The sequence below is a fragment of the Halobacillus sp. 12SKB genome (assembly GCF_052941655.1).
On record NZ_JBRFWR010000001.1, the window covers coordinates 301,565 to 326,039 of the forward strand.

At 43.9% G+C, this 24,475-nt stretch carries 21 protein-coding genes and 1 riboswitch; of the genes, 6 read left to right on the forward strand and 15 right to left on the reverse strand.

Annotation, left to right across the window (positions count from 1 at the left end; translation table 11 throughout):
• Positions 1-156: 156 nt before the first annotated feature.
• The 10 genes from ACQ4XT_RS01545 to ACQ4XT_RS01590 form a co-directional block, all read right to left on the reverse strand.
• Positions 157-1,437 (reverse strand): exo-beta-N-acetylmuramidase NamZ family protein, encoded by a 1,281-nt coding sequence (locus tag ACQ4XT_RS01545; RefSeq protein ID WP_446852205.1) that lies wholly within the window; start codon positions 1,435-1,437, stop codon positions 157-159.
• A gap of 68 nt (positions 1,438-1,505) precedes the next feature.
• Complete coding sequence (locus ACQ4XT_RS01550) at positions 1,506-3,608, reverse strand: glycoside hydrolase family 3 protein (RefSeq protein WP_446852206.1); 2,103 nt, start codon at positions 3,606-3,608, stop codon at positions 1,506-1,508.
• A gap of 331 nt (positions 3,609-3,939) precedes the next feature.
• On the reverse strand, positions 3,940-5,259 hold the full coding sequence (locus ACQ4XT_RS01555) for a Na+/H+ antiporter NhaC family protein (protein WP_446852207.1): 1,320 nt from the start codon (positions 5,257-5,259) through the stop codon (positions 3,940-3,942).
• Positions 5,260-5,396: 137 nt separating this feature from the next.
• A riboswitch (SAM riboswitch) is annotated at positions 5,397-5,504 on the reverse strand.
• Between the two features lie 70 nt (positions 5,505-5,574).
• On the reverse strand, positions 5,575-6,648 hold the full coding sequence (locus ACQ4XT_RS01560; RefSeq protein WP_446852208.1) for an ABC transporter substrate-binding protein: 1,074 nt from the start codon (positions 6,646-6,648) through the stop codon (positions 5,575-5,577).
• A gap of 27 nt (positions 6,649-6,675) precedes the next feature.
• The gene (locus tag ACQ4XT_RS01565; protein ID WP_446852209.1) at positions 6,676-7,449 is read right to left on the reverse strand and encodes an ABC transporter ATP-binding protein; all 774 of its coding nucleotides are present in this window, start codon (positions 7,447-7,449) and stop codon (positions 6,676-6,678) included.
• Positions 7,450-7,471: 22 nt separating this feature from the next.
• The gene (locus tag ACQ4XT_RS01570) at positions 7,472-8,293 is read right to left on the reverse strand and encodes an ABC transporter permease (RefSeq protein ID WP_446852210.1); all 822 of its coding nucleotides are present in this window, start codon (positions 8,291-8,293) and stop codon (positions 7,472-7,474) included.
• A 205-nt stretch (positions 8,294-8,498) separates the two neighbouring features.
• Complete coding sequence (locus tag ACQ4XT_RS01575; protein WP_446852211.1) at positions 8,499-9,203, reverse strand: hypothetical protein; 705 nt, start codon at positions 9,201-9,203, stop codon at positions 8,499-8,501.
• A complete protein-coding gene (locus ACQ4XT_RS01580) occupies positions 9,200-9,946 on the reverse strand; it encodes a hypothetical protein (protein WP_446852212.1) in 747 nt (248 codons plus the stop codon). The genes ACQ4XT_RS01575 and ACQ4XT_RS01580 overlap by 4 nt, the downstream gene beginning before the upstream one ends.
• Complete coding sequence (locus tag ACQ4XT_RS01585; protein ID WP_446852213.1) at positions 9,918-10,835, reverse strand: ATP-binding cassette domain-containing protein; 918 nt, start codon at positions 10,833-10,835, stop codon at positions 9,918-9,920. The genes ACQ4XT_RS01580 and ACQ4XT_RS01585 overlap by 29 nt, the downstream gene beginning before the upstream one ends.
• Positions 10,832-11,209, reverse strand: a complete 378-nt coding sequence (locus ACQ4XT_RS01590; protein ID WP_446852214.1) for a GntR family transcriptional regulator — start codon at positions 11,207-11,209, stop codon at positions 10,832-10,834. The genes ACQ4XT_RS01585 and ACQ4XT_RS01590 overlap by 4 nt, the downstream gene beginning before the upstream one ends.
• A gap of 168 nt (positions 11,210-11,377) precedes the next feature.
• Between ACQ4XT_RS01590 and ACQ4XT_RS01595 the strand changes: the two genes are divergently transcribed.
• Complete coding sequence (locus ACQ4XT_RS01595; protein ID WP_446852215.1) at positions 11,378-12,712, forward strand: short-chain fatty acid transporter; 1,335 nt, start codon at positions 11,378-11,380, stop codon at positions 12,710-12,712.
• 88 nt (positions 12,713-12,800) lie between these two features.
• Here ACQ4XT_RS01595 and ACQ4XT_RS01600 read toward each other — a convergent pair whose 3' ends face one another.
• The 3 genes from ACQ4XT_RS01600 to ACQ4XT_RS01610 all read right to left on the reverse strand — a co-directional run bounded on the left by ACQ4XT_RS01600 (position 12,801) and on the right by ACQ4XT_RS01610 (position 14,999).
• The gene (locus ACQ4XT_RS01600) at positions 12,801-13,580 is read right to left on the reverse strand and encodes an ion transporter (protein ID WP_446855545.1); all 780 of its coding nucleotides are present in this window, start codon (positions 13,578-13,580) and stop codon (positions 12,801-12,803) included.
• Positions 13,581-13,656: 76 nt separating this feature from the next.
• The gene (locus tag ACQ4XT_RS01605; RefSeq protein WP_446852216.1) at positions 13,657-14,037 is read right to left on the reverse strand and encodes a hypothetical protein; all 381 of its coding nucleotides are present in this window, start codon (positions 14,035-14,037) and stop codon (positions 13,657-13,659) included.
• Positions 14,034-14,999, reverse strand: a complete 966-nt coding sequence (locus tag ACQ4XT_RS01610; RefSeq protein ID WP_446852217.1) for a hypothetical protein — start codon at positions 14,997-14,999, stop codon at positions 14,034-14,036. The genes ACQ4XT_RS01605 and ACQ4XT_RS01610 overlap by 4 nt, the downstream gene beginning before the upstream one ends.
• Before the next feature lie 140 nt (positions 15,000-15,139).
• On the opposite strand from ACQ4XT_RS01610, the gene ACQ4XT_RS01615 reads away from it, so the two are divergent.
• From ACQ4XT_RS01615 to ACQ4XT_RS01625, 3 genes are all read left to right on the forward strand, one after another.
• Positions 15,140-17,557, forward strand: a complete 2,418-nt coding sequence (locus tag ACQ4XT_RS01615) for a putative bifunctional diguanylate cyclase/phosphodiesterase (RefSeq protein WP_446852218.1) — start codon at positions 15,140-15,142, stop codon at positions 17,555-17,557.
• 302 nt (positions 17,558-17,859) lie between these two features.
• Positions 17,860-18,669, forward strand: coding sequence for a CAP domain-containing protein (locus ACQ4XT_RS01620; protein ID WP_446852219.1), 810 nt, complete (start codon positions 17,860-17,862; stop codon positions 18,667-18,669).
• Between the two features lie 515 nt (positions 18,670-19,184).
• The gene (locus tag ACQ4XT_RS01625; RefSeq protein WP_244157096.1) at positions 19,185-19,457 is read left to right on the forward strand and encodes a hypothetical protein; all 273 of its coding nucleotides are present in this window, start codon (positions 19,185-19,187) and stop codon (positions 19,455-19,457) included.
• 40 nt (positions 19,458-19,497) lie between these two features.
• On the opposite strand, the gene ACQ4XT_RS01630 is transcribed toward ACQ4XT_RS01625, so the two are convergent.
• Positions 19,498-19,620, reverse strand: a complete 123-nt coding sequence (locus tag ACQ4XT_RS01630) for a Ger(x)C family spore germination C-terminal domain-containing protein (protein ID WP_446852220.1) — start codon at positions 19,618-19,620, stop codon at positions 19,498-19,500.
• A gap of 479 nt (positions 19,621-20,099) precedes the next feature.
• Between ACQ4XT_RS01630 and ACQ4XT_RS01635 the strand changes: the two genes are divergently transcribed.
• The gene (locus ACQ4XT_RS01635) at positions 20,100-21,197 is read left to right on the forward strand and encodes an oxidoreductase (RefSeq protein WP_446852221.1); all 1,098 of its coding nucleotides are present in this window, start codon (positions 20,100-20,102) and stop codon (positions 21,195-21,197) included.
• Between the two features lie 62 nt (positions 21,198-21,259).
• On the opposite strand, the gene ACQ4XT_RS01640 is transcribed toward ACQ4XT_RS01635, so the two are convergent.
• On the reverse strand, positions 21,260-22,480 hold the full coding sequence (locus ACQ4XT_RS01640; RefSeq protein WP_446852222.1) for a hemolysin family protein: 1,221 nt from the start codon (positions 22,478-22,480) through the stop codon (positions 21,260-21,262).
• Positions 22,481-22,768: 288 nt separating this feature from the next.
• On the opposite strand from ACQ4XT_RS01640, the gene ACQ4XT_RS01645 reads away from it, so the two are divergent.
• Positions 22,769-24,421 (forward strand): DUF2207 domain-containing protein, encoded by a 1,653-nt coding sequence (locus ACQ4XT_RS01645; protein ID WP_446852223.1) that lies wholly within the window; start codon positions 22,769-22,771, stop codon positions 24,419-24,421.
• Positions 24,422-24,475: the final 54 nt, after the last annotated feature.

The following is a 24,475-nucleotide window of genomic DNA, read 5'->3' on the forward strand; positions in this document are numbered from 1 at the left end:
ATTTCCAAATTTTATCATAAAATGACCACTCTTGTAATAATTCTGCCTCCACTTAAGACAGAGGACTCAACAACTGACGATAACTGGAAAAAATATACACACCAGGTCATCCATAATATGGATGACCTGGTGTGTAAAATTATTCCAAACGATTTACTACTTCTTATAAAGCAGATAGTGTTTTCTTACTTTGTTGAAGTCTTTGAGCTCATCTTCCCAACGATCTTTCATGTCTTCAACGGATTCGCCGTTTTCGATCGCATCGCGGATCCATCCATTCCCGACTAAAAGATCGAAGAAGGAAACGCCTGCTGAGTTTTCTGCACGGAACTCGAAGTCTTCCGGATACATGTCATGAATCGTCTTCACGAGATAGACACCGGTTTCTACAGCATTGAACTCTTCACGATCGATGACATGGACCTGCACACCATGGGTCAATTCCCCTGCATGTTTCGAGAAGGATGGTGTAAAGGATGCCGCTCTGAACCTTACCCCCGGTAAGTTGTAGGCGTTCATTTCTGCAGCTAGATCCGTACTATTAATGAAAGGGGCACCAATCAATTCGAAAGGTCGTGTCGTGCCGCGACCTTCAGAAACATTCGTCCCTTCGATCAAGGCCGCTCCCGGATAAACGAAAGCTGTATCCACAGTCGGCATATTCGGTGAAGGAGCGACAAATTCAAGGCCTGTCTCATCATAGTCCATGCTCCGCTTCCACCCCTGCATTTCTACAACCGTCAAATCTGCACCAATCTCAAACTCGTTATTGAAAAGCTTCGCAAGCTCCCCAACTGTCATGCCATGACGAAGCGGGATCGGGTAGTTTCCGACGAAGGACTTGTATTCTTCATTCAATACAGGCCCTTCCACTTGTTCTCCACCCAGCGGATTCGGACGATCAAGCACGATGAATGGAATGTCATTTTCCTGAGCTGCTTCCATCGCGTAAGCCATTGTGTAGATGTACGTGTAAAAACGTGTGCCTACGTCCTGGATATCAAACAATAGCACATCAATGTCTTCCAACATTTCCGGAGTTGGTTTGCGTGTCTTACCATATAGACTGTAGACAGGAACTCCTGTCTTTTCATCAATATAAAAATCCACATACTCTCCAGCCTGAGCGCTTCCTCTGACCCCATGTTCAGGGCCATATAATGCCGTAAGGTTGACATCCTCATCGTTGTGTAACAGATCAACGATGCTGTTTAAGTTTTGATCAACACCGGTCGGATTTGTAATCAGTCCCACATTCTTGCCTTCAATCAGCTCTTTTTCTTCATCCAAAAGGACTTCCACCCCCAGCTTGAAAGGTTCCCCTTTTTTATGATGTCCTTTGTGTTTCCCAGGGTTGCCATTATGATCCGCGAAAACGACTGAGAACGTCGACCAGGTCATGATTAAAACGAGCCCAAGCATCAACCACTTTTTCAAAATAACCCTCTCCCTTTTGTTTATGATGAAGAAGGGCCCGAAGCCCCTCTTCTTAAAAAAGTTGTATCCTAGTAACTCAGTCCCGTACCATATTCAAACAATACGCCACCTTCGGCTCCTGGAATCGTCACAGGCAGTTGGCCGGTCGGATTGTTTGTACCGAAAATGGTAGCGGCCGTTGCTTCGAAGCTTGCGTCTCTGAATCCGTACTGTGCGATATAAGCATCCACTTCTGGATAAGCCATAATATCATAAGGGTTTCGAATGCCAACACCAATCACTTCTGCATCGGTATTCGCCATTACATCCTGCATCAATTGCATTTGTGGATGGGCTGCCGAACGCGTGTACACATTGTACGTGTATGTTCCGAAGATGACTTTGTCCGCTTCAGCTACCATCTGTTCTTGCTCGGCCGTTAATTCACGTTCACCCGTTCTGATCATGGTCGTAGTTGAATGGTGGTCAGATACAGCATCTGCAAGGTCACCAATAAACGAGTTACCTATAACCACAACCTCTTCATCACCTGAGGCTTCTAAAGGAAGGACCCCCTCATTTTTCACAAGTGTAATGGAACGTTCAGCCGCTTCTTTTTCCACAGCTTTATGTGCTTCTGATCCGACGACTTCTTCCGCTTCTGTGATTTTCTCATCAAGCGGTTGTGGTGTTTCTTCTTTAATGATGCCGCGGTTCAATTTCAATGTAAGGATCCGTTCGACAGAGTCTTCAACCGTAGCCATTGGAATTTCCCCAGATTCTACAGCTTCATAGACACCTGTAGCAACTTCTTCGAGACCTACAGGCATGAGCGCAATGTCTGTTCCAGCATTGATTGCACGAATAACGGCATCGACAGGTCCAAAGTGGTCGGCGATGGCTTTCATATTCAAAGCGTCCGTAACGACGACTCCTTCATAACTCATCTCATCACGCATCAATCCTGTCAGTACTTTTTCAGAAAGAGTGGCTGGAAGGGCAATTTCAGACCCATCCTTCTGAGAAATCACTTTCGTATCATCGATTTTCGGAAACGTAATATGGGCGGTCATAACCGCATCAATACCTGCATCCATCGCCTTCTGGAAAGGATACAGTTCAACTTCCTTCAGACGCTCCAGCTCATATGGGACTTCAGGTAGTCCAAGGTGGGAGTCTGTCGCCGTATCCCCATGCCCCGGGAAGTGTTTTGCCGTTGCCGCAACCCCATGTTGCTGCAGCCCTTTCGTATACGCCACACCCATGTTTCCGACAAGTTCCGGATCTTCTCCGAAAGAACGAACGCCGATGACAGGGTTGTCAGGATTATTGTTCACATCCATGACAGGGGCAAAGTTCATGTTGATCCCAAGAGAGGATAGTTCAGCCCCGATCACAGATCCTACGTCTTCAGCGATTTCTTCCGAACGCGTGGCACCTAAGGCCATGTTTCCAGGCATGTCCGTCCCCGATTGAAGACGTGTCACAATCCCGCCTTCCTGGTCAATGGTCATAAGAAGGCCGTATTTTTCGGAGGCTGCTTGATACTCAGAAACAAGCTTCGCTGTTTGTTCTGTTGTTACAACGTTTTCCCGGAATAAAATGACTCCGCCAAGATGATATTTCTGTACCATCTCTTCAATTTCAGGAAGCATTTCCGTCACATTTTCGCCTTCCCATTTCCTAAAATCAGGCATGAGCATCTGACCGATTTTTTCCTCCATTGTCATATTGGAAAGAGCATGTTGGACGAGGTCGTAACGATCACCATCCTGCTTTTTGATGGTCGGTTTAAATTCCGGCTTTCCTTTTTTGAAGTGGTCCGGTTTAAAATCAAGGGCAATCCGATCTTTAAAATCACCGTTCGATACCGTCACCCATGCTCGTCCAGGTTTTCCTGTAAATGTGACCGTACCGTCATCTTCGACAGTAGCAACGTTTGAATTCTTCGATTTCCAAACGAGTCCTTCACTCACTTTAGTGAAATGTCCATCTTCATACACATTCAGTGCGGAAAGAGTAAACTCATTCCCTTCCATCGCTACATCTGCCTGTGGTACATTCTCAAAGATAATTAAATCCGATAATCCGTTACCTTCATCCGCCTCCACCTTTGTACCCATTAACCATGATGGCAGCATCATGCCAATGGTCAGTGTGAAGATCAACATCCATTTGCCCGCCAATCTCATTCGCCATTCCTCCTTGATTTATCTATTTGTAAAAGGTTCCTTCCTATCCAAAAAGACCCTTTTGCAAAACATTTTCGAAAAACAAAGCCCTTCATAATGTCGGTCCAGGAGAAATATTTTTGCAAACGTTTACATTTTGTAATAAAAGCGTAACGGATATAGATATAGTCGTCTATACCACTTAAGGCCCTAATCATTCTATTCACCTCCATTTCCCAAAGCTTTCCTACTATTTCAATAGACTCATTTTAAAATAATATATCAGTTTTTAAAAATTTTAGTGTAAAAAAAATACACATGAAAAGGCACCTGAATCAGGTGCCTTCCCCTCTTAAGAAGCGCTCTTAAACACCGCTTTTCTTTTTTCAACTGTGAACTTCGGATAACGGAAAGCGATCGCTAAAAGACCGGCTCCAGCTGTGAGTATGGGATAAATGCAAAACGGAACAATCGCGACAGGAGATATACTCGCCACACCCGCAACAGCAAGAATCTGCCCGCCATAAGGAATGATTCCCTGCACGGAACTGGCAAAGATGTCGAGAATACTCGCAGAACGTCGTCCTTCAATCCCATATTGATCAGAAATTTGTTTGGCCAGTGGGCCTGCTGTAATGATGGAGATTGTATTGTTCGCTGTAGAAAAGTTGATGGCGGTCACAATCCCTGCAATGCCGAGCTCCCCACCACGATTGGAGTTCACTTTTCTGCTCACGGCCTGCAACAAAAATTCGATGCCTCCATTCGCCCGGATCAATTCCACAAGACCCCCCAGCAAGATCGCGATCATCGCAAGCGTCTGCATGTTCGAAAAGCCATCACCAACGAAGGTGATGAATTCCATGCCGGAAAACTTACCAAGCAGAAGTCCGACTCCGCCGGCAAAAATAATGCCTCCGATCAATACATAGATGACGTTTACTCCAGCAATAGCAAATCCTAGTACACCTAAGTAAGGTGAAATTTCCAAAGTGTTGTACGTGTAGTTCTCATTCAGGCTGGCCGATGCATCCGCCGTCATCACACCAAAAATAACGGCCGTGATGATGGCTGCAGGTAGAACAATAAAGAAATTTGCTTTGAATTTCTCTTTCATTTCCGTACCCTGAGTACGTACAGCGGCAATGGTTGTATCCGATATGACAGAAAGGTTGTCCCCGAACATCGCACCACTGACAATCGCTCCCATGACTAAGGCAAGACCGATGTCTGTCTGCTCGGCTACGCCTACTCCAATCGGTGCAAGGGCAACAACCGTACCTGTGGACGTCCCCATGGATATCGAGATAAAGCAGCCGATGACAAACAATCCGACGACCATCCAGCCGCCAGGCAGGTAGGTTAAGCCGAGATTGACCGTCGATTCAACAGCGCCCATTCCAGACGCTACAGCAGCGAAAGCACCCGCAAGCAGGAAAATAATAACCATTAAGATGATATTGGGGTGCCCTCCCCCTTTCGTCAATTGGGATATTTTCGTTTGAAAATCTGTTTTGCGGTTCATGGCTAAGGCGAAGAGAATCGCAGCGAACAGGGCGACAAGAACTGGCATTTTATAAAAATCACCTATCACAATACCCGATCCGATAAATAGTAAAATAAAGATCGCAAATGGAATGAGTGCGAAAGCGTTGCTCAATGGTTTTGTCATGATTTGACCTCCTTTATTATATAACTCATCAGAATAGTTGGTTTTATCCTGAGAAAAGTCCCTGATCCAAAAGAAGGCGACCATTAAAAAAGAGCCTTCTCACATAAGAAGGCTCTTGAATCGTATCCGTTCATTCCTTCTTATCTCTCAAGCGATCATCACTTGCTGGAATTAGCACCGGCCAACCGATGTTGGTGGTTGCTGAAGCTTCACAGGACCAGTTCCTCTGCTTCTCTTGATAAGAAATATTCAATTGAGTTAATGGTAACTTTACAATAAAAACCATACGAAGACAAGCTTTTTTCAGAAAAAATGTTATCGATCGTAACGCCCGATCACTTCCATCGCTTCTTCCGAAAGAGAGGTGTCGATTGCATCATTGAAGTCAATATCTCCACGGATGGCGCCGTTTGCGTCATACATCTCGAACTGTTTCTTAATATCGTCAATAAACATTTCCCCGTTCGGATCAAGCCCCGTCACACCGACTTTCTTCCAAACTTCTGCGTCCTTCAGCGCTGTGTGTTTCGTCATGATATCAATCACTTCATCCAGACCTTCATCGTGAAGGAATGCATCATTGTAATCACGCACACCCTTCAAATAGGCAGCCATAAAGCGCACAGACACGTCGGTTTCTTTTTCGATGAAATCAGGCGATCCAAGCACCATGGCAATCTGTGCATCCGGAGCGAAATCTGTGGCGTCACCGAAACGAACGTGCAGGTTCTGTGCTTCCCCTTGAGTGATCAATGGCTCGATTTGAAGAGCGGCATCAATCGACTTGTTGCCCATAGCTGCAAGCATGTTTCCAAAGTCAGACATGAGGACGAATTCTACGTCGGATTCGGTTAGACCCGCGTGCTCGAGCATCCGCTGGAAGATATAATCATCCACGGCATTCCTTGATGAAACCGCAATCCGCTTTCCTTTCAAGTCGCTGTACTCTTTGATTTCATCCTGCAGATCTTCACGGATTACAAAGCTGAAATACGAGCTGCCATCAAAATAGTGCCCTTTATCAGCGATGATCTTTACGTCTATGCCCTGGGCGATGGCATTGAAAAAGGAAGCTGTGGAAACGCCCCCGGCAATATCCACTTCACCCGCTGCCAGCGCTGGAAGCATGTCGTCACTATTCGCAAACGTCGTGAACTTTATATCGATATTGTAATCATCAAAATATCCCTTTTCCTCGGCGATATAAAAGCCGGCTCCCGATGCAGCCCCGTCTTCGGCTATGACCACCGTCGCCTCCTTATCCAATGGAGCAAAATCACCGTCGATGATTTCACCGTTGCCCGTACCCTCCCCACTATCCCCGGAGCCACAGCCGAACAATATGAAAATGATAAACAAAAAAGAAAATAGATGACATACTTTTCTCATCATGGGATTCCAATCCCCTTTCTTCCACTATTTGCGCGAACGCTGCACTTCATCCTGAAGATGATTCCAAATCTCGACAAAATGTTCCGCCATCAAAGGATCTGCCCGTACCTGCTCCATATTCCTCGGCCGCGGCAGGTCAATACGCTTTTCATCAATGATAGTGCCGGGCTGCGAGCTCATTAACAGGATTCGATCGCTAAGTAGGAGCGCTTCATCTATGCTATGGGTAATAAATAAGACTGTTTTCTTCGTCTCTGACCAAATATTCAATAATTCTTCCTGCAAAATGAATTTGTTCTGCTCATCCAGTGCAGCAAATGGTTCATCCATGAGAAGGATTTCTGGATCGTTTGCAAACGCTCTGGCAATACTGACGCGCTGCTTCATCCCGCCTGACAACTCTTTTGGATAGAGTTTAGCGAATTTTTCAAGGCCCACTTTGTTCAAATAATAAGCCGTCCGCTCCTTGATCACATCTGAAGGCATATGCCTCATTTTCAATCCGAAACTGACATTGCCTTCAACCGTCAACCACGGAATGACCCCGCGTTCCTGAAAAACCATCGACTGCAGCGGACGTTCTTTTTTACTTTTCGCAATTGAAAACGATCCCCCGCTCGGCTTTTCTAAATCAGCTAAAATCCGGAGCAGCGTCGTTTTCCCACACCCACTCGGTCCGACGAGACAGACAAACTCCCCGTCTGCAATATCAAGCGAAATCCCTTCTAATGCCGTCACGCGGCTCTCTTTTTTATAAAACACTTTCGTTAAATCCTTAATCGATATTTTAGCCTCCATCCCCTGTCGCTCCTCTCATTAGTTAGCGCCATGGCAGCAGTTTGGTCTGCAGTCCCCGGAGAATGATTGAAAACAAGTAGCCGAAGAACGAAATGAGCACAAGCCCGACAAACATTTCCTTCAACAAAAAGGCCTTATACGACGTCCAGATCAAATACCCAATCCCTGAGTTGGCTCCCATCATTTCCGCTGCGACAATTGTCAGCAGTGCAATCGCCTGCCCCATCTGAATACCTTCAAGCATGACCGGAAGGGAACCCGGTAGAGCAATTTTGAAGAAGAACTGTTTCGAATCCGCTCCATAATTTTTCGCAACATCCAAATAAATGCGGTCAATGTTCACAACACCCGCCACCGTATTAATGACAACAGGAAAAAAAACACTCCCGGCGATCGTCACCACTTTAGATACTTCACCGACTCCGAATAAAATGATGATAATTGGCAGAAGCGCAAGCGTCGGAATCGGCATCAGTGCCATGATGAGTGGCGACAGGAAATGCCGGATCGGTCCGTAAAGCCCCATTAAGAGACCAATCACAATGGCCGGTATGACTCCGAGCAAAAAGCCTGCAAAAATACGAAACAAAGAAATCCCGACATGATGGAACAGCTCTCCGCTCATCCCCATCGCCCAGAACGTTCCGACAATCTCTGTCGGAGGCGGGAAGAACCGGGCATCGATCAGTCCCGTCCGTGATAAGAACTCCCACAGCAAAACAATGAAAATCGGCGAGGATATGGTTAGTATCTGCTTCAGCCGATGCTGCATCTGTCGCTTTTTCCACTCTTGTTTTTCCATTTGTAAAGGGTCCGTCATAGATTCCCTTATGGCATCTTTCATTCTCACCACCTCTACCGCTAATTTATGTGCGAACGCCCAATTGTGTGAAAAAGGGTCTGTCCTTGCTTTACAGATGGTTCCAACAGAAAAGAATTCATACCCATGTATCTGAAAAAGAAGAAGACTCCCCAAAAGTAACAGGGATTCTTCTTCTTACATCTTCAATATAATGAAAAAACAGCCTCTCTTAGAGAAGCTGTTTCTTTTATGATGGATTCACTTCGGTATAAGCACTTTGATCAGCAAATACATCTAGTCCTTCAGGTACACGGATATAAAGAGCAGAACCGTTCCAGTGGGAAACCATTGTATCCATCCACATCGATCCTTTCTCTCTATTAAACAAACGAAAAGGAAATTCTGAACCAAAGAGTTTGTAGTTTACGTCCATTGGCTCTCCTGGATAAATCGAGAGGGTTGTCATATCCATGTGAACTGCCGGTGTGTACTTTTCTTCCACTTCATATCCGTTGATCATCAGTGGCGTCTGGTAGTAAAAAACTTCTACGTTCTCTGTCAATTCATCCGTACGCTCTACAAAAATATTGACTCCGTTCACATCATTTTCTATGGCTTGAAGAATCAATTGTTCTTCATTAAAAGGAAAGGACCATTCATGGATGAGCCACTCTTCCATTTCGTCCATCTTCCCTTGATGAACGGCTTCATAAAACTGCTGGGACTTTTGTTCTTCCTCCTCATTCTCCTGTCCCTGCAACTCAATGCTTCCAATGGGAAGAGCAAGGAAAATAATAGCTGAGACCATTAACAGGAACGAATAACCGATCAGCATCCATAGTCCTGCTCTGCCCCTACCAAAACGGAATCGGGAACTTTTATTTATGAGAAGGATCAAACCGATGATGATAGCCAACAATAGAAAAATTGGCAAGAACGCTGCAACAATCATCGTTTCACCTCCAAACGATTGGAAACGAGGACAGCCAATGCATAGAAAATGGTAGTCACAGCAATCGTTTTCAGTGTAAAAAGCCATGCGTTGTTTTCTTCAAAAATGAATTGAAAAAAATACTCCTGCACTTGAAAGCCGCCTCTGGATAACAAAATCATCAAGCCCACCACCACGACAGGAAGAACAATGGTGAGCATTTTGTTTAACTGTATGATCATGCCAGCCAAGTAGCCTAAACTGCTGAACATAAAAACGATGAGAATGGTGGCAAGTATTCCCTGCAACCATGTACCCACATCCCCTACCTCTTGGGTGAGAAGCATTTCTTCTCCTGGCAGGATGACATACGCAAGCAGTTTCAGGGCAAAACTGGAGAGCAAAGCGGTCAACGCACCGATGACACAAATCGCAAACAAGAAAGCAATCGTAGACAGTGTACTCGTTTTCCTATTCGTCACAAATGCAAAATCATCTTCTCGATAAGCTTTCGTCGTTAATAAAAAGGCTGTTAGAAACCCCCAAAAAATCGTGAAGCCAACGACGATATCTGCGGTGAAATAGGTGATTTTAACATCGTATCCTGTTCTCCCGCTGCCCATCTGCCCTGTCCCGTTCAGGGAAAACAACAGGCCGAGAAGCTGGATAACGACAAGAGAAGTGAAGACGCCTGTATAAGCTCTCCACTTATATCCGATTTGCCGCTTGACGATTTCAGACGTCTGCACTTCGATCAAAGACATCATCCACACTCCCCTTCCCATTTTGGGATTCAGTCAGGTAGATACATAGATCATTCGCTTTAACGGTGGAGACTTGAATCCCAGATTCCTTCAGGCGCTGATAGTCATCACCCGTAAGATCATTTTTTATCACGGCATAACATGTATCAAACGCCTGCTCCTTTTTCCACAGAATCTCTCTTTCTTTCAGGAATGATTCAACCTCACCCTTCTTCCCATTGAGACCCACTCCATATTCCTTCAACTCATCCATCGATATGTGCAGCTTCAAAGCTCCCTCATGAATCACGAGTACCTCTTCAAGAAGATCTTCCATTTCTTCTAAGTGATGCGTCGATAATAGAATCGTTCTAGGGTGTTCCAAGTAATCCTTCAACAACGCACGGTAAAAGTCTTTTCGAACCGCCGCATCCATCCCTGTCGTTGGTTCATCAAAGATTGTAAGCGGTGACCTTGAAGCAAGACCTATAATCATGTTGAACGTGCTTTCTTTTCCTTTCGATAGTTCATTATGGCGCTGCTTCGAATGAAACCCGAAGTAATCAAACAAACGTAGTGCTAAATTATGATCCCAATGGTGATAAAAACGCTTCCCCTCCTCAAGAATCTCTTTCAAGTTGAGAGCCGTAGGGAAATTTATAGCATCATCGATATAAATCGTATTCGCAGAAACAAACAAATTGTTAAACGGTCTTTTCCCGTAAACTTCGATGACCCCCGATTTCTCCTTTAATAATCCCGAGAGGATTTTCAGCAGTGTCGTTTTTCCTGCCCCATTTCTGCCGATCACACCGACAATTTTATTCTCATCAACAGAAAAAGAAAGGTCGTTCAGCGCGGTTTTCCGATAAAAACGCTTATTTAAATCCTTACATTTAATGGCCTTCATCCCTTTTCCCCTTTCCAAGCATCCTGAACAAGCTTAATAGTGTCTTCCTCTGTAAGCTCCAGTCTTCCGGCTTCTGTGACCAGATCCTCGACTAAATTTTTCAGTGTCTGATTTTTGCGCTTTTCGACAATAATTCGTTTAGCGTTGGTCGAGACAAACTTACCGAGGCCTCGTTTGTCATATAGAATCCCTTCTTCAGCGAGCTTCGTCAGACCTTTGGCGGCTGTTGCCGGGTTGATGTTATACAAGTCGGCGAGTTTATATTGTGAATACACTTTCTCATCTGCCTGGAAATTCCCATGCAGGATTTCGCTTTCCAGCCACTCGGCAATTTGAATATAAATCGGCTTTAAACCGTCGGTATCGAGAATCAATGGATCACCTTCTCTCTGAATGGGTGCATTAGTGTTGTAATGTAGTATATGACTATTTCTAACTTTTTACAAGGAAAAAATTACACTTGGGTCTTGAAATTTCCTTCTCACTCAAGGACACTTAATAAGAAGGTTGAAAGCGATTACATAATTAGGAGGTTGTTTAGAATGCTTCGAGGAATTACAAACTTTTTCGACCGGATGGTGCAGCGTTTCTTACCCGATGCGTTTTTGTTTGCCATCATTCTGACACTCGTCGTTTTTGGATTAGGGCTTTTCTTCACAGGCAGCTCACCAGGGCAGATGGTGCAATTTTGGGGAGATGGCTTCTGGAACCTGCTCGCATTTGCCATGCAGATGTCTTTGATTGTTGTGACGGGATACATACTTGCCAATACTCCTTTGGTTAAAGCCGCTCTATCTAAAATTAGTACGCTTGCTAAAACTCCGGGACAGGCTATTTTATTAGTGACTTTCGTAGCTGGAATTGCCTGTGTAATCAACTATGGTTTCGGACTTGTAGCTGGTGCGCTCCTGGCCGTCCATGTAGCGAGACGAGTGCCAAACGTGGATTATCGTTTATTGATGGCCAGTGCTTATAGTGGATTCATTCTTTGGCACGGAGGGTTTTCAGGATCCATTCCATTGACTATTGCGACAGAAGACCATTTTCTAGCCGATTCGATTGGCTCCATCGCTATTACGGACACCTTATTCAGCAGCATGAATATTTTTATCATCGTGACTTTACTTCTATCTCTTCCTCTACTTAACTTGTGGTTACTGAAATCCAGTGGTGACCTGAGTAAAAACAATCTCGATTTCTTAGAAAACGAAGATAAGCCCGAGCAGCAAATGGCCGCCACAACGGCGGACCTGACCCCTGCAGAACGGATGGAAAACAGCAAGATCATCTCTTACTTGATTGGGGCTCTTGGCCTGGCATTCATCATCTATCACTTTATTAGGAATGGGTTTGACCTCAATATTAATATTGTGAACTTTATCTTCTTATTCCTCGGCATCCTGTTTCACCAGACACCAAGAAGATTTTTGAACAGCGTAAATGACGGAGTGAAAAATGCTGGCGGAATCATCATTCAATTTCCTTTCTATGCAGGGATCATGGGCATGATGGTTGCTTCCGGTTTATCTGAACAGATGTCGAACTGGTTTGTCAGCATTTCCACCGAATTCACGTTTCCTGTGCTCGCCTTCATCAGTGCCGGGATCGTTAACTTTTTCGTTCCCTCAGGGGGCGGACAGTGGGCCGTTCAAGCCCCGATTATGATTCCAGCTGCGATGGACCTTGGCGTAAGCACCGCCAAAACGGCAATGGCTGTCGCCTGGGGGGATGCGTGGACAAACATGATCCAGCCATTTTGGGCATTGCCTCTTTTAGCGATTGCCGGATTAAAGGTTAAAGACATTATGGGATTTTGTGTCATCATTCTGTTTTGGAGCTTCATCCCAATCTCCATCGCCCTTCTATTCTTCAACTAAGCCCACAATTTCAGTATAGGTGCTGCGGGAAAAGATAGGGGAATTAAAAAAGATCGCTGTCCAATGGCTGGACAGCGATCTTTTTGGGTTAACCTGTTTTATTATTCTTATGATCTTGCTCACGTATCATTTGCTTCAGCTCATCAAGGTCATTCATAATCTTCGCCATATCTTTACTTTCTTCCTCCGCATGTTCAGAAAGCTGCTGGGCATTGTTGACGATTTCACCAATAATCAGATTCAAAATGATGAAGGCAGAAATCACAATAAAGGAAACGAAATAGACCCATGACCATGTGATTTCAGCAAAAATGGGACGGAAGACTCCGCTTGCCCAACTCTCCAATGTAAACACTTGGAATAATGTCAACGTACTGAGGCCAACATTTCCAAAATATTCAGGAGCGATGTCTCCAAAGAAGGTGACCCCGATAATCGCATACACATAAAAGATGATGCCCATCAGAATCATGACAGACCCGATAGCAGGAATGGCAAGGAACAAGGCGCTCGTTAATCTCCTTAAAGAAGGGACAACTGAAATCGTCCTCAATACACGGAGCACCCGTAAAATCCTTAACACGCCGACGAAGTGAGTGTTATAAAGGACGAGACTTCCAAATACGATGACAAAGTCGAAAATGTTCCAACCATCTTTAAAGAAATGCCTTCGGTAAACGACAAGCTTTAAAATGATTTCAACCGTAAAGATGGATAAAACTAAAATGTCTAAGAATATGAATAACGACTGATTGCTTTGATAAATTCTGTCATCCGTAGAGATTCCGATAATGACAGCATTGATCAAGATAACCGTTAAAATAAAGCGTGAAAAACTTTTATGTTCAATGAAATGACGTAACTTGATTCTCTTCTCCCCACTTTCTCCCCAATAGAACTCTCTCGTCTTTTATATAGGATTTAAGCCCAGACGTCAATCACCTTTATGCCCACTTTTGGACATCGACACACAATTGCTGATAAGCTTTTGATTCATCCATCATTTGTTTATCTGCATACACTTTCGAAAGCCACCTGAGCGGCTCGGGTGTACTCGGTTTCAGCTCCATTTCCATTTGAAAGCATTCGATGGATTTCTCAAGCTGATGGAATCCGTAGTACAGTTCTCCGAGCTCCTGCATACAATCCAGGTCTTCCCGAATTTCGTTCATCCGTTCCACTTTCCTTATAAGCGAGCTCTTTTTTGGAAACGCCTGCAGGGCGACGTGGACCTGTTCAATCTCCATCGTTTCAAGCAATCTTATAACGAATGCATCCAACAACTCCCTCGTATGTCCCGGGTGCTGAGCTGTGATCCGTATCATAAAAGGGAGAGATCCTCAGGGTTCTCACGAAAACGATCTTGTTCGAGTAAGACCATCACCTGTTTGAATTGTTTATCATTCAGCATGAGCTCCCGTTCTGTGTATAGACGTGCCACTGCACTTATATTTTCATTTACTAGATAGTGTTGGAAAAGATCTTCTGTTACTAATGGAAAGGATGGAATTGTTTGAGACACTTGCTCAAGTAAGAAGGTTCGGCTATCGCAATCGAAATGCCTGGACAGAGCGGATTGATACAATTGGTAGTTTTCCGGGGTCGGTTGGTTGTAAAAATGAGATAAGAGATGAGAAGACGCTTCAATCCATCGATTTTCTTCTTTTAAAAGACGTTGATGGTCTTCAAATGATGCACACGTTTCCTTAAACAGAAGGTCGCGCTCCATTAGCGTGTGCGATTGTTCTAAGTATAGGTCCGCAAAATCCCGATAAGCGAGGTCGTTGGCCATTTCTTTCACGAATCGATTATTCGGTGCAAAGTCACGCATCACCCGGATTACACGATAAGCTCCGGACATGTTTCCTTCACGACGGTGTTGATAAAAGAGAGATTTCATATCTTGGAATAATTGTTTCTTAGGAATGAATGATTCAAAAAAAGTGAGGATTTTCGCCTGTTCCTGCCTGGAATATAGACGTACGATTTTCTTTTTCAGCTGAGGATAGCTGATTTTATGAAGAGGAGAATTCATTTCAATCAAAGCTTGTAAAAATGGATGCGGGGAGTCATAAACCTTACCTTCCTTGAATGCACGGGCCACATAAGATTTGAGCTTTAGCCGTGTTGTCCGGACGGTCGTAAGATATTTTTGTTTATAGAAGAAAAGCATGTAACATTCGGATTGATCATTGAACGTTTCAACCAGCTGCATCTGCTCGTAAAAAACAACACGGGATGGATCGAGCGCTAAATCTTTCTTTTGTTGCTTGACATGAATGGTCATAGAATTCATCACATCCGCCTCCCTCTTTTCTTCACTATATCACAACGGACGTTCTATGGTAAAAATAAGTCTTTATGTAGAATATTTTAAATAATACGATTATAATAGTTCTAAAGATCTATAAAAAGGAGTGAGAATACATGGGAGCCCAACTACTGTTTCTCATCGTAGGTACCCTCAGCTGTATCACACTGATGAAATTGATCATGTTTGTGACACGAGGGCAATGGAAACAAAAATTCAATGAAGTAAGCCTTTCTTTCATCCTTGCCTTCCTGTGTGGATTTATTCTGACATGGATTCCCACCCTTGCGATGGCGTTTCAACAATCTATTCCTTTCACCACATACTCTTTCTTACTCTTTGGAAAAACCATCCTTATTTTTACTGCTTTCTTTTTCCTTACCTTCCTCGCTATGAGTTTTATCGGAAACAAGAAATTAAAAGCGGATCCCCTTCAGCAAAAAAACGTACAGATGCACCTATTCTTAAGCTTGGCCATCAGTTTATTTCTACTATTCTATACATATATCCTGACGAACTTTTATACCCATACCCTTATGCTCAACAAAGAGAATATTGTTTCTTCGTTACTTTTGATGGTCGGCACCATCTATACGGCGACAAGAATTTTTGAACATATTCATATTGAAGAAGTATTCATTAGAAGGACGAAATCCTCGCTAAGCACTCATGCCCTTTTTGGCTTGATAGGCATCGCTCTCTGCTCGGTGCTCTATTCATTCATAGAACGCCTTTTCACTGAAAGCAGTTTTTTGATGACCACCGTAGAATGGACGAGTGTGCTCACCTTGTTCACGATCACCATCACTTATATCGAACATCAATTCACCCATCAGCAAGACCAATTACAAAGGAAACACGTAGAGCTTCAGGAACAAGAACAGAAATACCGGTCCCTGCACGATTACAATCCTGATGCCATTTTTCACTTGGACATGGAGGGGCGCTTTACAGCGTTTAACCATTATGCCTATGAACTTACCGGATTCCCTCATAAAGAATTGATCCAGCTCAGTATTCCGGATTTGATCGTTCCTGAGGAAGCAAAGCGTGTGGTTCACTTTTACGAGCGAGTGAAAACTGGTGAGACAGCCAACTTCGAGTCTACTTTATTGACGAAAAAAGGAGAACGGCGCTATATCCTTGTCACTGGAATTCCTATAAAAGTTCAACGTCGCGTGACCGGAGTATATGGAATTGTGAAAGATGTCACCGAAGAAAGAATGGCACAGGAGAAAATCAATTTTCTCGCTTATCATGATGAACTGACTTCTTTACTCAACCGAAGGGGAATGAAAAAGGAAATTGAAAAGCTGACCATGGATGAAAAACGCCCTTTGGCCACCATCCTGATCGACATCGACCTTTTCAAACACATCAATGATCATCTCGGCCACATGGCAGGCGACGAACTTCTTCAGCTGGTTGCCGAAAGACTAAAGACCATTGTCCGGGACGAAGATTTGATTGCCCGCATCGGCGGAGATGAATTTTTATTGTGTTTCCCCGAAATTGAGGATCGGTACATGGTCCGACAAACGATTGAAAATATCCACGAAACCATGAAGGAAATCTTTACGATCGGTGATTATTATAAGGATGTCACGTTAAGCGTCGGTGTTTCCTACTTTCCTGAAGATGGTAGAGATTTTGACACGCTCATCAAGCATGCGGATATGGCCATGTACGAAGTAAAACGCAACGGCCGGAACAACTATATGGAGTATGCCGCCGCTTTTGAAGAAAAAAACGTCTCTGAGATCGTCCTTCTTGAAGAGTTGAAAGCGGCCATCGACAAAGAAGCCTTCCACCTTCACTATCAGCCTAAGATTCATTTGAATTCTGGTAAAATCCAAGGTATGGAAGCACTGATCCGATGGGACCACCCGGAAAAAGGAATGATCAGCCCCGGATCCTTCATTCCACTAGCCGAACGAAGTGACCTGATTATCCCTCTTGGTTTGTGGGTTTTACAGGAAGCCTGCCGGCAATATGTCGAATGGGAAAAGAATCACGCCCTCGACTTCCATCTGTCGGTCAACATTTCAACAAAACAATTCTTACATCCAGACTTCACTCAAATGGTTCTTCATATCTTGAAGGAAACAGGCATCTCCCCACATAATCTTGATTTGGAAATTACCGAAACGCTGGCCATTGAAAACACCGAAGAAACGATAAAAAAAATAAAAATCCTGCGTGACATTGGCGTGCAAATTACGATGGATGACTTCGGGACCGGATACACGTCCTTAAGCTACCTCTCTATGTTTGCGCTCGACCGAATCAAAATCGACCGCTCCTTCATCAGCAGTTTATCCAGCAATCGTAATCACGCGGTTATCGTCCAATCGATCATCTTCGTTGCGAAGAACCTTGGAATTACGGTAATCGCAGAAGGAGTGGAAGACGAAGACCAGGTGAGGATCCTAAGAGATTGGAATTGTGAAGAAGCGCAAGGGTTTTACTACAGTAAACCATTGCCTGCAGAAGTCTTAGCAGGTGTCTTGCAAAAGGAGTCTATCCTCTCATAAAGGCTTTAATCCTACACTAATCTTTGTAAAACTGCTGTCACACTCGTAAAAAACAGACCTTTCTCAAAAGTCTGTCAACCCAGGTAAACTAGTAAAATATCTACACTAAGGAATTTTATTCCAAAAGAGCATTTTCCATGGATTTTAAAAAAACCCTGAGATAAAAGGAAGGAAAGGTCAACTTCAAATCTAACAATCTTCTCTTATTATCTTATGGAAATATCATCCTCCTATGTTACAAAAGTTCAGTGGTACGATAGAGTCGTTCCAAAAAACAAAGGTTTCAAGGAGGAATTTTCAACATGATGAAAAAATCATTGATTGTAACAGGAGCGCTTGCTCTATCCTTACTAGCATCACCAGCTACTTCCCTGGCATCCACAGGTGAATTTCAGCAAAACGTACAAGTAGAAACAAAGACCATTCAAATAGATTCTGGCCAATTGAACAATTGGATCACTGAAAATGAAGATGCTTTGAAGAATAACAACCTTCAACAAGTAGATTTCCAGTCTTTCTTTGATCAGTTCGCACAAAAATATCAACAAGAGTCACCAGAACAACCGAAACAGGAAGAACCAAAAGCAGAAGCACCTGTAATGGAAGAACCTAAGCAAGAAGAGCCTAAACAGGAAGCACCTGCTCCCCAACCTGAAGCTGAAAAAGCACCAGAGCAGCCTGCTGAAGAAGAAGTTCAAAAAGAAGAAAACACAAAAGAAGAAGCAACATCTGAAGTTTCTGCATTCGAAAAGCAAGTCGTTGAGTTGACGAACCAGGAACGTGAAAAACAAGGACTCGCTCCACTGAAACTAGACACGGAGCTAAGTACCGTAGCTAAAGACAAGTCTCTTGATATGCAGCAAAACAACTATTTCTCTCACAACAGCCCGAATTACGGTTCTCCATTTGACATGATGAAGTCTTATGGCATTGACTACCGTACAGCTGGTGAGAACATTGCCATGGGACAAACAACTCCAGAAGAAGTTGTCCAAGGCTGGATGAACAGCCAAGGTCACCGTGAAAACATCATGAACCCTGACTTCACTCACATTGGTGTAGGTCATGCAGAAGACGGAAACTACTGGACACAAATGTTCATCGGTAAATAATAGAATGATAGGCAGTCGCCACCGGGATTTCCCGGTGGCTTTTTTTGTGCGTTGATTCGAGGGCTCTTTGGCGCGATTCGAGGACTCTTTGGCGCGATTCGAGGACTCTTTGGCGCGATTCGAGGACTCTTTGGCGCGATTCGAGGACTCTTTGGCGCGATTCGAGGACTCTTTGGCGCGATTCGAGGACTCTTTGGCGCGATTCGAGGACTCTTTGGCGCGATTCGAGGACTCTTTGGCGCGATTCGAGGACTCTTTGGCGCGATTCGAGGACTCTTTGGCGCGATTCGAGGACTCTTTGGCGCGATTCGAGGACTCTTTGGCGCGAAATCATCCTCAAATCGGATGACCTTTCGCTTACAGAAATTCTTCTCCCACTAGACTAGCAGTAGGCATTTTTCACAAATCTGTGAACGAATGACTTTTTTTCTTTTTTATTTGTCCAAAACCTATTGCAATTAGTCTGAATATTCCATAAAATCAATCATAATTTAACTATATCAAATCAAAAGGATGTGTTCTTTTTGAATACAAAAACGGTGAGTCATCTTTACAACGTCTGTCCCCTTTGCCATGGAACCGGAACTTATAAGGAATATGATGACAGTAAAGCGAATATGATCATGGATCACTACAGCCGCGTGAATCATGCGAGTGAAAAGACAGCGTGGAAAATGGCGGTGGAAGAAACGAGTTACAGCACGGAATGTGGACGTTGCCATGGAAATGGCCATGTATTGAATGATGAAGGTGAGGAAATGTACCGCGCTTTGAAGCAATTTGCTTAAACAAAAATCCTGTGTGAGAAACTCACACAGGATTTTTTATTTAAAGCAATCCCCCTGTCTTCTCAACCTCCACTTCTACATTCATATTGATTTCCATCTCTTTATACTCTTTGTCCCAATTGAGTCCTTTCCATTCCTTCGGGTACTTCGCCGCTATTTCCATACCGATTCCTATCGCCTTCTAAAAATAAGACACAGCTTCCGCTTAGGAGTTCACAAACGAGTACGTGAACCGTTGCTGTCTGCTTGTCCTTAGAAACATGGAGTGCTTCCAAAGCATTTTTGACTTTGCTTGATTTTAGAGGTCGAATATTATCCATTACTTTATCTTTCGCGACAAGTGAATGGATATAAAGGATCTGTCCCTTTTTTATGTCCAAAAATAACGGATTCCACGACTAAATCTTCGGTGTGAAAAAAAGCTTGTTGAATAAGCTCGACGTTCTGATCCAAATTATTTGTAAGTACCCGGTGTTTGTTCTCCTCCTAAAGCAAATTTATACGGTAAGCAGTCGGCTGGAAGCTCGCTGAAAGTTCACATGTCTTAAGACCCGAATATGTTCAACATGAGCATTTACTTTGAAGTCGAAATAAAGATCAGCTAAGCTTTAAAACAATGATTTGAAGAAAGGTGGATGTTCCATGTTATTTGATTCCTATAAACTAGACAGCAAAAAATTAGACAACCGTTATGTCGTAGCACCAATGACTAGAATTAGTGCCGAAGCGGACGGCCGGGCGAACGAGCGCATGAAGAAATATTATCAGCGTTTTGCCCAAGGTGGTTTCGGTGCCATCATTACAGAAGGCATCTATACAGACCAAAGCTTCAGTCAAGGCTATAACAACCAGCCAGGCCTCGCGACTGATATTCAAGCAGACGCTTGGAAACCTGTAGTGAAAACCGTGCAGAACGAAGGTTCAATCATCATCGCACAGTTGATGCATGCCGGCGGACAAAGCCAGGGCAATGCGTACACGAATGAAACCATCGCTCCTTCTGCAATTGCTCCAAAAGGGGAGCAGCTAGGATTCTATGGAGGTTCTGGTCCTTTCCAAACACCTAGAGCGATGGATGACCAGGATTTTGATGAGGTGAAAATGAGTTTTGTCGATAGTGCTCGTCGGGCTAAAGAAGCTGGTTTTGATGGAGTGGAAATACACGGAGCCAACGGCTATCTTCTGGATCAATATTTAACCGATTACTTGAATAAGCGTGAGGATGAGTACGGGGGATCTGTTGAGAACCGTCTGCGTTTTGTATTGGAAGTCGTTGATGAAATCCTGGCAGAAGTTGGAGAAGACTTCATCATCGGAATCCGTATCTCTCAAGGTAAAGTCGCTGATCAATCTCACAAATGGGCCGGTGGTGAAAAAGAAGCCGAACAGATCTTTGGAGCATTAGGAAAGACGGGACTGGATTACATCCACGTCACAGATGGCGATGCGACAGCCCCTTCCTTTGGTGAAGGATCAAAGACGCTTGCCGGTGCAGCTAAGACTTTTGGCGGCATCACAGTCATTGCTAATGGGCAGCTCCAAGAGAAAGAACGTGCCGAAAGCCTTCTCGACTCAGGCCAAGCCGATTTAGTATCCATAGGTACTGGAGCACTTGCTAATCCAGATTTACCGAACAAAGTGAGGGACAATGTTGAACTGAATGCTTTCGATTTTGAAAAGATTCTGCTGCCACAGGCCGAAGTGAAAGACCACGAACTCGATGCACCTATAAGAGAATAAACGTCAAAAAGACCCGGTCCTATGCGATATCGACCGGGTCTTTCCTTTTTTTCATTCTAAAATCACTTAATGATTTGTACTTTCCGTACCATACGTCCTTCAATTTCCAACACTTTGAAGGTTAGATTATCTTGTTCCAATACATCCCCTTCGTCAGGAAAATCATTGAATTCCTTGATAAGATAACCCGCAAGGACATCTTCCTCTTCCGGAATTTCCGTGTCAAAGATAGAGTTCAGGCGGCGTAAAGTAATCTTCCCATCACAGATCAACTCTGTTTCTGAAATCTTTTCAATGATGGAGTCACTCTCTACGTCCATTTCATCTTCTATTTCCAAACCAATCATCGCTTCAATGACATCTTCATGGGTTAGAACTCCCTCGGTTCCCCCATACTCATCCAAAACAATAGCCATGTGCTTCTTCTCTTTCGTCATTTTCCTGAACACCCATTCGATCTTATGGAACTCATAAACGACCAGGGGATCTTTATACGTATAGTCCATAAACGGTTTTTCAGGTTCCATCGCCCACGAAATTAAATACTTCGAGTGGAAAACGCCGATGATATCATCAATGTCCTCCCCATAGACCGGGTACCGGGTGAATGGGTGTTGCACGACCATGTCCCGGACCTCCTCGAAGGAAGCTTCCTGGTCAATGGCAATCATGTCGACACGCGGTGTTTTCAGCACATCTTTTACGTTCAAATTATAAAAATCAAGCACACCTTTAATGCGGTGGGACTCCGCTTCATTGAACGTCCCCTCAGAGTCCGCAATGTCCACCATCGTGCGAAGCTCTTCTTTTGAAATGGAAGATTCATTCGCCTGTCCTTTTGATAAAGCATTAGTTATAAATCCTGTTAAACGATTCAGGACTATAGTAATGGGTTTGAAAAGGATCACAAAAAAACGAATGACTGGGTAAACAGTCAAAGCGATGCGATCTGGAAAAGCAGCGGCCACCGACTTTGGAATGACCTCTGAGAAAATAATAATGGTCACTGTCAGGATGGCAGACGCCAGCCCCACGCTGAACCCATATTGGATAGCTAGTGTTGTCACAAGTGTCGGAAGCAGGATATTTGCAATATTATTCCCGATTAAAATCGTAGTGATGAACTCACTGGGGTGTGAGAGTAAATCTAGTAACTTACCTGCTTTTTTATCGTCTTTCTTAGCTCTCGATTGGAGCTTCATTTTGTTAGCTGCCGTAAGAGCCGTTTCACTTCCTGAGAAGAAAAGCGACACAAACAACAAAAAGATGATCGCAATGATCACGAGACTATTCCTCCTTGAAAAATGGACATAGATTTTAAGTAAGAGGAATCGAAGTTAGCGCCCCTCTTCTTATTCACGTTTAGATTTCTAAAAGTCAAAAAAGACACAAACGAAACGTCAGTAGCACCTATTGTACACTACATTCTCTTCCCTTAGAATAAATATGATAACCAGCCTTCCGATTACTGGAGAGCTCAAGTTTTGGAGAGTCTCCCCTCATATAGGAGTTTTTCTATGAAACCTTTTATTGAAATGAAACGTAGAGAATAAGGAAAGCAGGTGACGGTTATGAAAAAATTATTGTGGAGCGTGTTTCTGTTTACCCTTCTCTTATTCATCCCCACACAAGTATTTGCGGTTGAATTTACGATCGAAGAATCAAACATCCATGCGACTCTAAAATCAGATGGGTCCGTGGAAGTGAAAGAGACACACACGTATGATTTCAGTGACGAGTTTAACGGCATCACCCGTACGCTCATTCCGAAAAAGACCTCCTCCATCACAGGTGTAAAGGCTACGGAAAATGGGTCAAAGCTTACGGTTGAACAAGAGGATAACCTGTATAAAATTCACAGGAAAGGCTCAGACGAAACCATCACGATTGATCTTTATTACACCATCAATGATGGCATAGAAGTTTTTACAGATGTTGCTCAGTTCTATTGGGCGTTTTTTGATAAAAGTAATGAATCGACTTACGAGGACTTGACGATCACCGTTGAACCCCCGGTACCTACGGAAGCTTTGTCCGCATACGGATTTGATGCTGCTTACGATACAGCCTCCCCTTCATCTGACGGGAAAGTCGTTTTTCATTTAGGTGAAGTCAGTGATGGATCAAATGGAGATATACGCGTGGCTTATGAAACTGCCCTCTTCTCTGATGCTCCTGTCACGAGTTTCGAAGCCATGTTAGAAGAAATACAAGCAGATCAAGCACAATTGGACGAGAAAGTAGCGGCAAGAGCAGAATCGAAGGAATGGTGGGGAAATTTCGCTGTTTATTTCAGTAGCGCTCTCGCTCTCGTTGCATTGGGACTTTTCATCTACGCCCTCCGGAAAAGAAACGAAGCGGGTAGAGAAGTAGAAAGGCAAAAAAGCAGTACGGGTAGCTTTCCTAAAGAAAAAATGAGTCTGCCTGCGTTGATGCTTTTTACCAATCATGGACAATTGCCCATATCTGCATTGACAGCTGCTCTGTTGGACCTCGTGCGTAAGGGGAATATCCAAAAGATATCGGATCAAGAGTTTAAACTGAGTCATCGGCATACCGAATATCCACACGAACAACGATTGATAAAATGGCTTTTTGATGACATCGCGAATTCAGATCACCTTCACCTGGAAGACGTTGAAGCCTATGCGGAAGAAAAGGCGAACCATGAGAAGTATCAAATGAGTATTCAAGCATGGCAGGAAAATGTGAAACAGGAATTCCGGCAATATGAGCTTAAGCAACAAGCACCCGTCCCACGCTGGATTGCAGGCATCGCATCCTTTGTGACGCTTCCATTCATAGGATTGTTTCCTTTATATGACCACTTCCTATGGATGTTTGTTTCTATCATGTTTTTCACCTTTTTCCTCAGCTTCAGCATCGCTTACCGACCTCTGAACGTGGAAGGACGCAAACTGAAAGAAGAATTAAAACCATTAAAGATCAGTGATCAGTGGAAAGAGTGGGAAAAAGAAGACCAAACCCTCGCCCTCCTTTACCAGGTCGGAATGGGAAAACGCAATCTGCCCCATCACTCCTCTGCTCCCCTATCGAACTCCAGCGATGACTGGATCATGTTCCTGGCACTTAGTGCAGCGGTGCAAACAAGCTTTGAAAGAGCTAGTGGGCACGCTTCCGTTTCCGCCTCTACAGGCGGGATCAGCGCCGGCGGTGGCGGCGCAGGAGTCGGTGGCGGTGGTGGTGGTTCCGGTGGTTTTTAAACTAGAAATGTCTCTACTTTTTCAAGTAGGGACGTTTTTTTTATGTAGACCAAT